11 protein-coding genes are annotated in these 12,146 nt (G+C 68.9%); 5 read left to right on the top strand and 6 right to left on the bottom strand.

The window, feature by feature from the left end; genetic code table 11:
- Positions 1-120: 120 nt before the first annotated feature.
- The 4 genes from HW837_RS25815 to HW837_RS25800 form a co-directional block, all read right to left on the bottom strand.
- Positions 121-696, bottom strand: a complete 576-nt coding sequence (locus HW837_RS25815; RefSeq protein ID WP_045557932.1) for a TerD family protein — start codon at positions 694-696, stop codon at positions 121-123.
- Between the two features lie 174 nt (positions 697-870).
- Positions 871-1,446: a calcium homeostasis/redox stress adaptation protein gene (locus HW837_RS25810; RefSeq protein ID WP_005478762.1), complete on the bottom strand. Its 576-nt coding sequence runs from the start codon at positions 1,444-1,446 to the stop codon at positions 871-873.
- 114 nt (positions 1,447-1,560) lie between these two features.
- Positions 1,561-2,019, bottom strand: coding sequence for a peroxiredoxin (locus tag HW837_RS25805; protein WP_045557931.1), 459 nt, complete (start codon positions 2,017-2,019; stop codon positions 1,561-1,563).
- A gap of 193 nt (positions 2,020-2,212) precedes the next feature.
- A complete protein-coding gene (locus HW837_RS25800) occupies positions 2,213-2,653 on the bottom strand; it encodes a DUF3052 domain-containing protein (RefSeq protein ID WP_033527287.1) in 441 nt (146 codons plus the stop codon).
- A 436-nt stretch (positions 2,654-3,089) separates the two neighbouring features.
- Between HW837_RS25800 and aceE the strand changes: the two genes are divergently transcribed.
- Both aceE and HW837_RS25790 read left to right on the top strand, forming a co-directional pair.
- A complete protein-coding gene (gene aceE, locus HW837_RS25795; RefSeq protein ID WP_045557930.1) occupies positions 3,090-5,822 on the top strand; it encodes a pyruvate dehydrogenase (acetyl-transferring), homodimeric type in 2,733 nt (910 codons plus the stop codon).
- Between the two features lie 72 nt (positions 5,823-5,894).
- Positions 5,895-6,650: a potassium channel family protein gene (locus HW837_RS25790; protein WP_045557929.1), complete on the top strand. Its 756-nt coding sequence runs from the start codon at positions 5,895-5,897 to the stop codon at positions 6,648-6,650.
- Between the two features lie 166 nt (positions 6,651-6,816).
- Here the strand turns inward: HW837_RS25790 and HW837_RS25785 are convergent, their stop codons facing one another.
- Together HW837_RS25785 and HW837_RS25780 are read right to left on the bottom strand one after the other, a co-directional pair.
- Positions 6,817-7,158 (bottom strand): hypothetical protein, encoded by a 342-nt coding sequence (locus HW837_RS25785; protein ID WP_045557928.1) that lies wholly within the window; start codon positions 7,156-7,158, stop codon positions 6,817-6,819.
- A 286-nt stretch (positions 7,159-7,444) separates the two neighbouring features.
- Entirely contained in the window at positions 7,445-9,070 is a 1,626-nt protein-coding gene (locus HW837_RS25780) for an MFS transporter (RefSeq protein WP_045557927.1), read from the bottom strand.
- 99 nt (positions 9,071-9,169) lie between these two features.
- On the opposite strand from HW837_RS25780, the gene HW837_RS25775 reads away from it, so the two are divergent.
- From HW837_RS25775 to HW837_RS25765, 3 genes are all read left to right on the top strand, one after another.
- Positions 9,170-9,826: a TetR/AcrR family transcriptional regulator gene (locus tag HW837_RS25775; RefSeq protein ID WP_093789237.1), complete on the top strand. Its 657-nt coding sequence runs from the start codon at positions 9,170-9,172 to the stop codon at positions 9,824-9,826.
- A 125-nt stretch (positions 9,827-9,951) separates the two neighbouring features.
- Positions 9,952-11,160, top strand: coding sequence for an alpha/beta hydrolase (locus HW837_RS25770; protein WP_193380027.1), 1,209 nt, complete (start codon positions 9,952-9,954; stop codon positions 11,158-11,160).
- A gap of 76 nt (positions 11,161-11,236) precedes the next feature.
- A complete protein-coding gene (locus tag HW837_RS25765; protein WP_045557924.1) occupies positions 11,237-12,088 on the top strand; it encodes a DUF4429 domain-containing protein in 852 nt (283 codons plus the stop codon).
- The last annotated feature ends 58 nt before the right edge of the window (positions 12,089-12,146 follow it).

The raw sequence follows: 12,146 nt of genomic DNA, 5'->3' as shown, positions 1-12,146 counted from the left end.
ACCCAATCGTGTGTGTACGGGGTTCCCCCGCGCCGCGCGCGGCTTTACGAAACTTTGAACCCGAAGTCTAGTCGGGCACCACTCGCACCCCACACGGCCCCGGCTTTTGCGCATATAGCGCTACGAGACGTTCACCCCGAAGTCGAGGGCGATGCCCCGCAGACCGGACGCGTACCCCTGTCCCACCGCGCGGAACTTCCACTCCCCGCCGTAGCGGTAGACCTCGCCGAAGATCATGGCGGTCTCGGTGGAGGCGTCCTCGGAGAGGTCGTAGCGGGCGAGTTCCTGGCCGTCGGCCTGGTTGACCACACGGATGAAGGCGTTGCTGACCTGCCCGAAGGCCTGGCCGCGGTTCTCGGCGTCATGGATGGAGACCGGGAAGACGATCTTGTCGACATTGACCGGTACCCGCGACAGGTCGATGATCAACGACTCGTCGTCGCCGTCGCCCTCACCGGTGAGGTTGTCGCCGGTGTGCTCGACCGAGCCGTCCGGGCTCTTGAGGTTGTTGTAGAAGACGAACCATTCGTCCCCCAGCACCCGGCCGCCCTGGCACAGCAAGGCGCTGGCGTCGAGGTCGAAAGGGGCTCCGGTGGTGGTTCTGACGTCCCAGCCGAGCCCGACCAACACGTGCGTGAGGTTCGGCGCGGCCTTGGAGAGGGAGACATTGCCTCCCTTGGCGAGTGTGACGCCCATGGTGCTGGTCCTCCCCGATTTTCGAGCTTCAGTTGCTCAACTGTTCAGTTGTGTGCGTACGCGCGTGGACGGCCCGCCCCCGTCGTACGAGCGCGTCCGGCGCCGCCGTCGGTGACGACAGCGGCGCCGGACGTGTGGTGAGTCGGCAAGTCCAGGGGGGTACTCCCCCGCGACTCAGACGTTCACACCGAAGTCCTGGGCGATACCGCGCAGGCCCGAGGCGTAGCCCTGGCCGATGGCGCGGAACTTCCACTCGGCGCCGTGCCGGTAGAGCTCGCCGAAGACCATGGCGGTCTCGGTGGAGGCGTCCTCGGAGAGGTCGTAGCGGGCGATCTCCGCCTCGCCCGCCTGGTTCACCACGCGGATGAAGGCGTTGCGGACCTGGCCGAAGGACTGCTGACGGTTCTCGGCGTCGTAGATCGAGACCGGGAAGACGATCTTCTCGATCTCGGCCGGGACGGTCGCGAGGTTGACCTTGATCTGCTCGTCGTCGCCCTCGCCCTCACCGGTGAGGTTGTCGCCGGTGTGCTCGACCGAGCCGTCGGGGCTCTTCAGGTTGTTGAAGAAGATGAAGTTGGCGTCGCTGCTGACCTTGCCCGACGCGTCCAGCAGCAGGGCACTGGCGTCCAGGTCGAAGTCGGTACCGGTCGTGGTGCGGATGTCCCACCCCAGTCCGATGATGACCGCGGTCAGGCCCGGCGCCTCCTTGGTCAGCGATACGTTGCCGCCCTTGCTGAGGCTGACTCCCACGAAGTCCTCCGTTTGGTTTCAGGGGCGGGGAGCCCCTGCGTTGCGTTGGTGTCGGATCAACGTGTCGATCCTAGTGACGGGTTCCCGTTCCCCGCAGGGTGTGGAACCGAAGAATCACAGGGTGTCGAGGGCCGCGAGGTACTCGTTCAGGTCGCGGGCGTCGGGGAGGGCGTTGACGACCGACCAGCGGACGAGGCCCTCCTTGTCGACGATGAACGTGCCGCGCACCGCGCAGCCCTTGTCCGCGTCGAAGACGCCGTAGGCCCGGGAGACCTCGCCGTGCGGCCAGAAGTCCGACAGCAGCGGGTACTCCAGACCCTCCTGCTCGGCAAAGACCCGCAGCGTGTGGATCGAGTCGTTCGACACGGCCAGCAGCTGCACCTCGTCGTTGACGAACTTCGGCAGGTTGTCCCGCAGCTCGCACAGCTCGCCCGTGCACACCCCGGTGAACGCGAACGGGTAGAAGAGCACCACCACGTTCTTCTCGCCCCGGAAGTCCGACAGCCGCACCGTGGCGCCGTGGTTGTCCCTGAGTTCGAAGTCGGGCGCCTTGTCACCGACCTGGATCGACATGTTTCTACCTGAGTCCCTTCATGGACTGTTCGGGTGACCCAGCCTAAAACGACGCCCCTCGAAGGGCCCCGCAGGGGCACCTTCGAGGGGCGCGGGGAACTGCGCGACAAGCCACGACGAACCTGCGGTCGCCGTCGCGCAGAACCCACCGAGCTATCAGGCGAACCTGCCGAACCTCAGCGGCAGCGTCACGTCACCTCTTGCCGGACTTCGCCGCCTTCGGCGTCACGAGCCGGCTGCCGCTCCAGTCCTTGCCCACGCTGACACTCTTCGACGCGGACAACCCCGCAGTCGTCGCGGCCTCCGAAATGTCGCTGGGCTCCACATAGCCGTCGCGCCCGGTCTTGGGCGTCAGCAGCAGGATCGAGCCACCTTCCTCGATGTACGTGGTGGCGTCCACCAGCACATCCGTCAGGTCGCCGTCGTCGTCTCGGAACCACAGCACGACGGCATCGGCCACGTCGTCGTAGTCCTCGTCGACGAGCTCACTGCCTACGACTTCCTCGATGGACTCGCGGAGCTCCTGGTCGACATCGTCGTCGTAGCCGATCTCCTGGACCACCTGCTCGGGCTGGAACCCCAGCCTTGCGGCAGGGTTCGTCCGCTCCTCCGCGTGGTCCGCGGTCGCGCTCACGGGTTGCCTCCTGATCATGTTCGGGTGGGGTCGCCCCCTGGGGAATCAGCCACGCGCGTGCGCGAAGCATTGGCCGTAGTCCACACGGGCGGGACGGATCGCGCAAGTACCCAGCCTTCGAGACCGCCGAAACGGTGACGATCCGGGCCGTGTCACCGCAACTCTCTACGCGGATTCACAGCCTCACGTGACGCACGCCACACCGTTCTGCCCGTTTTGTGCATTCGGCAACCATCCGGGGGTACGAGCATCGAATACCTTTACTACCTTTGTCGAGCCAGTAAGCGCCTTGGTTACCTCTCGGTAGAGATGACGTTTGCGTCCCCGAGGTACACGATGGGGGGCGGTGCAGGCACCTAGAGAACCCCCAGAAGAACCCCTGCGAAACCCCCAGAAGAACCCTTGAAGAGCGGCCCTCTGACAGCTAAGGAACAGCGTGGCTTCCGGATCCGATCGCAATCCGATCATCATTGGCGGCCTTCCGAGTCAGGTCCCTGACTTCGATCCCGAGGAGACCCAGGAGTGGCTCGACTCGCTCGACGCCGCCGTGGACGAGCGCGGCCGTGAGCGCGCGCGCTACCTGATGCTCCGGCTCATCGAGCGGGCCCGCGAGAAGCGCGTGGCCGTGCCCGAGATGCGCAGCACGGACTACGTCAACACCATCCCGACCAAGGCCGAGCCGTTCTTCCCCGGCAACGAGGAGATCGAGCGGAAGATCCTCAACGCGACCCGCTGGAACGCGGCCGTGATGGTCTCGCGCGCCCAGCGGCCCGGGATCGGCGTCGGCGGTCACATCGCGACCTTCGCGTCCTCCGCCTCCCTCTACGACGTCGGCTTCAACCACTTCTTCCGCGGCAAGGACGAGGGCGACGGCGGCGACCAGATCTTCTTCCAGGGCCACGCGTCCCCGGGCATCTACGCCCGCGCGTTCATGCTCGACCGGCTCGACGAGCGGCAGCTGGACGCGTTCCGCCAGGAGAAGTCCAAGGCGCCGTACGGGCTGTCCAGCTACCCGCACCCGCGCCTGATGCCGGACTTCTGGGAGTTCCCGACGGTGTCCATGGGCCTCGGTCCGCTGGGCGCGATCTTCCAGGCGCGGATGAACCGGTACATGGAGGCGCGCGGCATCGCGGACACCTCCAAGTCGCACGTCTGGGCGTTCCTCGGCGACGGCGAGATGGACGAGCCGGAGTCGCTCGGCCAGCTCACGATCGCCGCGCGTGAGCACCTCGACAACCTGACCTTCGTGGTCAACTGCAACCTCCAGCGCCTCGACGGCCCGGTGCGCGGCAACGGCAAGGTCATCCAGGAGCTGGAGTCGGTCTTCCGCGGCGCCGGCTGGAACGTGATCAAGCTGGTCTGGGACCGCTCCTGGGACCCGCTGCTCGCGCAGGACCGCGACGGTGTGCTGGTCAACCGGATGAACACCACGCCGGACGGCCAGTACCAGACGTACGCCACGGAGACCGGCGCGTACATCCGCGACCACTTCTTCGGTGACGACCACCGGCTGCGCGCGATGGTCGAGAACATGACCGACGACCAGATCCTGCACCTGGGCCGCGGCGGTCACGACCACCGCAAGATCTACGCGGCGTACAAGGCGGCCTACGAGCACAAGGGCCAGCCGACGGTCATCCTGGCGAAGACGGTCAAGGGCTGGACGCTGGGCCCGAACTTCGAGGGCCGCAACGCCACGCACCAGATGAAGAAGCTGACGGTCGCCGACCTCAAGGGCTTCCGCGACCGGCTGCACCTGCCGATCTCCGACAAGGAGTTGGAGGACGGGGCCCCGCCGTACTACCACCCCGGGCGGGACTCCGAGGAGATCCAGTACATGCACGACCGCCGCAAGGGGCTCGGCGGGTACGTACCGACGCGTGTCGTGCGTGCGAAGCCTCTGCCGCTGCCCGAGGACAAGACGTACGCGAGTGTGAAGAAGGGCTCCGGTCAGCAGTCGATCGCCACCACCATGGCGTTCGTCCGGCTGCTGAAGGACCTCATGCGGGACAAGGAGATCGGCAAGCGGTTCGTGCTGATCGCGCCCGACGAGTACCGCACCTTCGGTATGGACTCGTTCTTCCCGAGCGCGAAGATCTACAACCCGCTCGGCCAGCAGTACGAGGCGGTCGACCGCGATCTGCTGCTCGCGTACAAGGAGTCCCCGACCGGGCAGATGCTGCACGACGGCATCTCGGAGGCGGGCTGCACGGCGTCACTGATCGCCGCCGGCTCGGCCTACGCCACCCACGGCGAACCGCTCATCCCGGTCTACGTCTTCTACTCGATGTTCGGTTTCCAGCGCACCGGTGACCAGTTCTGGCAGATGTCCGACCAGCTGGCCCGCGGTTTCGTTCTGGGCGCCACCGCCGGCCGTACGACCCTGACCGGTGAGGGCCTCCAGCACGCGGACGGCCACTCGCAGCTGCTGGCGTCCACCAACCCGGGCTGCGTCGCGTACGACCCGGCGTTCGGGTACGAGATCGCGCACATCGTGAAGGACGGTCTGCGCCGGATGTACGGCCCGGACAGCGAGGACGTCTTCTACTACCTCACCGTCTACAACGAGCCGATCCAGCACCCGGCCGAGCCGGCGGACGTGGACGTCGAGGGCATCCTCAAGGGCATCCACCGCTACAAGGCCGGTGAGGCGGGCTCGATCCCCGCACAGATCATCGCCTCCGGTGTCGCGGTGCCGTGGGCGGTCGAGGCGCAGGCGATCCTCGCCGCCGACTGGGACGTGAAGGCGGACGTCTGGTCCGCGACCTCCTGGAACGAGCTGCGCCGTGAGGCCGTCGAGGTGGAGCGGCACAACCTGCTGCACCCCGAGGAGGAGCAGCAGGTCCCGTACGTGACGAAGAAGCTCGGCAGCGCCGAGGGGCCGTTCGTGGCCGTCTCCGACTGGATGCGGTCGGTGCCGGACCAGATCTCGCGCTGGGTGCCGGGCACGTACCAGTCGCTGGGCGCGGACGGCTTCGGCTTCGCGGACACCCGGGGCGCGGCGCGGCGCTTCTTCCACATCGACGCGCAGTCGATCGTGGTCGCGGTGCTGACCGAGCTGGCGCGTGAGGGCAAGGTCGACCGCTCGGTGCTCAAGCAGGCCATCGACCGGTACCAGCTGCTCGACGTGGCCGCGGCGGACCCGGGAGCGGCCGGCGGCGACGCCTAGCATCCGGACCGGGTGTCAAGGGGTGGTGAACCGGTGGGTTCACCACCCCTTCACGTTTCCTACGATGCCGCCATGAAGCAGCGATCGGTATCGGCTCAGCTCCGTTGGGAACGGCATACGCAGCGGCCGCTGTTCGGCCTGGCCCTGGTGTTCGCCGTCGCGTACGCCGTGCCGATCGTCCGGCCGGACGCGAGCGACGAGGTGCAGTGGTGGTGCGAGGCCGCCGAGTGGGGGGTGTGGGGCGCCTTCGCGCTGGACTACCTCGTCCGGGTCCTGCTCGCCGAGCGGCGGTGGGAGTTCGTCCGGTCGCGGTGGCTGGACCTGGCGGCCGTGGTGCTGCCGATGATCCAGCCGCTGCGGCTGCTGCGGGTGGTGGCGACGCTGCTGCTGGTCGGGCAGCGGGCGCGGATGGCGTCGCAGATAAAGCTCACGACGTACGTCGGCGGGGCGGTCGTCGGGCTGCTGATGTTCGGGTCGCTGGCGGTGCTGTCCGTGGAGCGGGACGCTCCCGGCGGGAACATCGACACACTGGACGACGCGGTGTGGTGGTCGTTCACGACGATGACGACCGTGGGGTACGGGGACCATGCGCCGACGACCGGGCTGGGGCGGGTGCTGGCGGTCGGGCTGATGCTGTCCGGGATCGCGCTGCTGGGTGTGGTGACCGCGAACATCGCGGCGTGGTTCATAGCGCGGTTCGAGAAGGACGACGCGGAGGAGCGGCGGCAGACGGCCGCGATAGCGGAACTGGCCGAGGAGGTTCGGCTGCTGCGGGCGGAGGTGGCGTCGTTGAAGTCCGTCGAAGGGGTACCTGAACAGCGCCGATGACCGTAGGGGTGGGGTGCGTCGGCGAGTGCGGGTGCGTGGGGCTTCTCGCGCAGTTCCCCGCGCCCCTAAAAGCGTCAGGCCCCTGCGGGCCTGAAAAGCATGGGGCGAAGCCCTTGCTTTTCAGGGGCGCGGGGAACTGCGCGAGAAGCCCCACCGGGCCGCACGCTCAGACGAGACCGGCCCCCGGCCCCGTCACACCCGCCAGCCAGATGATCGCCAGGATCGTGTCGATCGCACCCAGAACGACCGCGATGATCGCGGGGACAGGGCGGGCGCCGGACCAGGTGCGGTTCATGGCCAGCCAGCCGCAGAGGACCGCCACGGGTCCCAGGACGATGCCCAGGACGAAGAATCCGGCGATCGCGCAGATGACTCCGATGATCCCGAGGGTCGCGCGATCCGGCCCTCCCCCAACCTCGGCTCCGCTCGGCCGGGGGGACCCCCATCGTGACCACGTCCGGCCACGTGAGCGAGGGTGCCTGCGCGAACTGTGTCCGAAACCCGCCATTGTCAACAACTCCCTGAACCTCGCGGTCAGTTCGAGTACGTCGTGGCGGGTACCCCAGCGAAGTGGTTGAAACCAGGGAGAGTTGGTGGAGCCGTCTGCGCGCGCTGCCCCCCTCCGGCAGCGCGCCGCAGACCCCCGGGTCGCTCCGCGGTCGAACGACCATGCCGTGCGGAGGACTTGACCCACTGTGACCTGCGGCGCGCGCCGGGCGGAAGCGATCATCAGCCTTGTCACCCTGATAGGCGAACGCGGGCGGAAACCCGCGCGTGAAGCGGCGGCGGGGCTGTTAGATGTGCGCCGCTCCCGCACCCGCCTCGGCGTTCGCGCCGCGCTTGGTCAGGAACGCCACGAGGACGGCGACCGTGGCCACCCCGGCGGCGACGAGGGACGCCAGGCTCATGCCGGAGATGAAGGTGTCGTGCGCGACCGTGGTGATCTTCGCGGCGATCTCCGCCGGGGTGCCCGGGGCGACCGGGGCGGCCCCCTGCTGGACGGCCTGCTTGGCCTGGGCGAGCTGCTCCGCGTCGAGCGGCGGGAGCCCCGCGTCCTTCCAGTTGCCCGCGAAGTCGCTGTCCACCTTGGACGTCATCACCGCGCCCAGCACGGCCGTGCCGAGGCTGCCGCCGATCTGCATCGCGGCCTGCTGGAGGCCGCCGGCGACACCGGACAACTCCAGGGGCGCGTTGCCGACGATGACCTCCGTGGCGCCGACCATCACCGGGGCGAGGCCCAGGCCGAGCAGGGCGAACCAGAGGGACATCACGGCGCTGCCGGTGTCGGTCTCGAGCGTCGACATGCCGTACATCGCGATCGCGGTGAGGGCCATGCCGCCGGCCAGCGGGATGCGCGGTCCGGCCTTGGTGATCAGCGCCCCGGCGAGCGGCGAGCCGACGATCATCATGCCGGTGAGCGGCAGCAGGTGCAGACCCGCGTCGATGGGGCTCATGCCGTGCACGTTCTGGAGGTAGAACGTGACGAAGAACAGGCCGCCCATGAAGGCGATGGCCATCAGGACCATCAGGACGACACCCGCCGAGAGCGGTACGGAACGGAAGAGGGCCAGCGGGACGAGCGGCTCCTTCACCTTCGTCTCCCAGAGGGCGAAGAGGACGAAGCCGACGACGGAGACGACCAGGAAGGTCCAGGTCTGGCCGTCGCCCCAGCCCCACTCCGGGGCCTTGATGAGCGCCCAGACCAGGCAGAACATGGCTCCGGAGAGCAGGGCGATGCCCAGCACGTCGAAGGAGCGCGGGGCGTTCTCGGCGCGGTGGTCCAGCAGGATCCAGGCGCCCAGGGCCACGGCGAGGACGCCGACGGGGACGTTGATCCAGAACACCGACTGCCAGCTGACGTTCTCCACCAGGAAGCCGCCGAGGATCGGGCCGCCCGCGGTGGAGGCACCGATGACCATGCCCCAGATGCCGATCGCCATGTTCAGCTTCTCGGCGGGGAACGTGGCGCGCAGCAGGCCGAGCGCGGCCGGCATCAGCAGCGCGCCGAACAGGCCCTGGAAGACACGGAAGGTCACCACGAAGGCGACCGAGTTCGACAGGCCGATGGCCCCGGAGGCGGCGGCGAAGCCGACCACGCCTATGAGGAAGGTCTGCCGGTGGCCGAAGCGGTCGCCCAGCTTGCCCGCGGTGATGAGGGTGACGGCGAGGGCGAGGAAGTACGCGTTGGTGATCCACTGGACATCGGCCCAGGTGGCACCGAGGTCCTTGGCGATGGCCGGGTTGGCGATCGCCACGATGGTGCCGTCGAGGGCGACCATCATGACGCCGACGGCCACGGTGAGGAGGGTGAACCAGGGATGGCCGCGCAGGCCCCGGCCCCGGTTCGTCGTCGGGTCCGACGGGACGCCTGGCGCCTTGTCCCCCGGTCCCGTCTTGTCGACAGTGGTCTGACTAGTCATGCCGCGAGGCTAATGACAGCCACTGACAGTTGACAAACCAATTCACAAGTCGGTAACTGTCACGTCACTCGCCGCAGGGGCGGGTGGAAACGAGGGTTCATGGAGACGGCGGCGACGACGTCAAAGGAGCGGCCCGGGCTGCGCGAGCGGAAGAAGCGGCGCACCCATGACGCGCTGCTGCGGGCGGCCCTGGAACTGTTCACGACGCGGGGGTACGAGGCGACGACCGTCGACGACATCGCCGAGGCCGTCGATGTGTCGCAGCGCACCTTCTTCCGCTACTTCGCGGGCAAGGAGGAGGCCGCGCTCGCGGTCGTGAGCCTGACCCACGAGCACTTCCTCGACGCGGTGCGCGCCCGACCGGCGCACGAGGCCCCGCTGGAGGCGATGCGCAACGCCGTCCTGGAGGGCTGGGACGCCTTCGGCGAGGCCGTCGGCCAGGTCGTGCCGCTCGACCTCCATCTGCGGGCGTACGGCATGGTCGAGTCGACGCCCGCGCTGCTGGCCGCGCATCTGCGCCGGGCCGACGAGGTGGGGCGGCAGATCGAGCGGATCATCGCCGAGCGCGAGGGTCTCGACGTGGAGAGGGACCCCCGGCCGCGCGTGGCGGTGGCCGTGTTCGCCGGTGTCATGCGCGTGACCGAGCGGCTGTGGGCGCTGGGCGGCGACCTCAGCATGGAGGCGATGCGCGAGCTGACCGCCGCGCATCTGGACGCCCTGCGCCCCTCGTTGGCTGAAAAGTGGCGCACTGGCTGAAATTCGCCGACATCGGCATCATCGGGATGTTCTCTGCGCCATCGTACGGAACGGGCGTGATCGAAACGTGATCCCCCTCACTCGGTTAACGCGAGACCCTTCCGTTCTCTTAGTGTGTCCTTTCAGTGACTTCCTTCGACTCCTCCCCGCAACTGAACGTCTGGCGCGCACTCCTGGCGCTGGCCGTGGTTTTCGTGATGCTGGCGACCACCGGCTGGACCGCGATCCGCAGCCATCGAGAGAAGTCGCCGCTCCAGGCGTCGCTCTCCGCGTGGCAGAGCGGACACCTCGGCGGCCGTGAACTGCCGGACGCCGAATCGCCCCCGCACCGCCTGGCGGACTTCTTCGCCTCGCTCACCGCGCATCAGCGCAGCCGGCTCGCCCACCGCTACCCGCTCGCCGTCGGCAACATGAACGGCGCGCCCGTCGACCTGCGTTACCGGGCCAACCGCATCGCGCTGAAGCAGCAGAGCCGGCACGAACGGGACCGCACGCACGACAAGCGGCTCTCCGCGACCGGCCGGCACGAGGCCGGCCGCCGGATGCACCGCTTCGACATGCTGGCCGTGAAGAACCGGCACATCCTCGCCTTCGACCCCGAGGGCAACGGCCGGGTCGCCGAGGTCTTCGGCGACCTCGACAAGGCCGAGCGCATCTCGGTCGTCGTCCCCGGCGTCGACACCAACGTGATCAACTTCCAGCGCACCAACCGCCGCTACTCCGCCCCCGTCGGCATGGCCGAGTCGCTCTACGACGCGGAGCGCGGGGCGAGCAGCGGGACGCGTACGGCCGTCATCGCCTGGGCCGACTACACCGCGCCCGACGGCCTGGGCCTGGACTCGGCTACCGCGCTGCGGGCCGAACAGGGCGCGGTCCGGCTGAACGCGCTGGTGCGGGGCCTGCCCGGCGCCTCCACGGTCGCGCTGGTGTGCCACAGCTACGGCTCGGTGGTGTGCGGGGTCGCCGCGCGCTCGTTGCCGTCGCGGGTCACCGACATCGCGGTCGCGGGCAGCCCCGGCATGCGCGCCGAGACGGTCGGCCAGCTGCGGACCGCGGCCCGGGTGTGGGCCATGCGGGACGCCGACGACTGGGTCCAGGACGTGCCCTACCTGGAGGTCGGCGGGCTCGGTCACGGCGCCGACCCGGTCTCCTCGGAGTTCGGGGCGCGCATCCTGTCGGCGTCCGACGCCGAGGGGCACAGCGGCTACTTCGAGCCGGGCACGGAGAGCCTCCGCAACTTCGCCGAGATCGGCATCGGCGCGTACGAGTCGGTGCGGTGCGCACGGGACGACGACGCGTGTCTGACCGGTCTGTCCGACAGCGTTGCGGCCTGACGCGCGTAGAGGAGGGTGAAAAGTGCGGTTCGCCTCGGTCGGGACTTCCCCGCGCCGCCCGCATACGATGACCCGCATGGGTGACGTACTGGCCGGATTTCATGCCGCCTGGGAGTTCGAGTCCGACTCCGTGCTCATCCGCTTCGAACGGGGGATTCGTACACCGAAGCTCTTCCAGGCGCTCGGTGAGCGGCGCATCCCCCTGGAGGCGATCGCGGGGGTTTCACTGACACCCGGGAAGCGGGGCACCGTCGTACTGCGTGTCATACCGCGGCCCGGCGCCGATCCGCTGATGGAAGCTGCGGGGGACCAGCTCAAGGAGGGTTCCGACCCGTACCGGCTGGTGCTGCCGGCCGAACGGGAGACACTCGCGGAGTACTACGCCGACGAGCTGCGGGCCCGGCTGACCGGATCGGGGCCCGTCGACCGCTTCCTGGTGGCGGCGCCGGAGGTGCCGCTGCAGTTCAAGGCGTACGACGGGAAGGCCTCGTTCGACGGGCGGTCGGTGTCGTTCCGCTGGTTCTGGACGGGGGCGTCGTCGGCGAAGTGGAAGGCCGGGGACCAGAGCTTTCCGGTGAGCGCGCTGGCCGGCGTCGAATGGCGCTCGCCGGAGCTGTTCGAGGGGTATCTGCGGTTGCTGCGCCGCGACGGGGCCGTGGAGCGGCCGGCCCAGCCGGATCATGATCCGGCCGCGGTCGTGTTCGGGCTGGGGTACGGGCCGGTGCACGAGTCGTTGCCGTTCGCTGCCGCGGTGTTGGCGGCGGTGCGCTCCGCGGGGGGTGCGGCTGTTCCGGTCGAGGCGGGGCCCCGGCGGGATCCGGCCGACATCGCCGACCGGATCCGGCATCTGGGGGAGTTGCATGAGGCGGGGCTGGTGACGGATGAGGAGTTCAGCGTGAAGAAGGCGGAGTTGCTGGCTGAGCTTTAGCGGCGCGCCCTCCGGGAAGCGCCGTTCGGGGATCCCTTCGTTGCCGTGTGCGGGTGCT

The sequence above is a fragment of the Streptomyces caniscabiei genome, assembly GCF_014930365.1.
Classification (GTDB): Bacteria; Actinomycetota; Actinomycetes; order Streptomycetales; family Streptomycetaceae; genus Streptomyces; species Streptomyces caniscabiei.
This window is presented reverse-complemented; position numbering and strand designations above follow the sequence as displayed.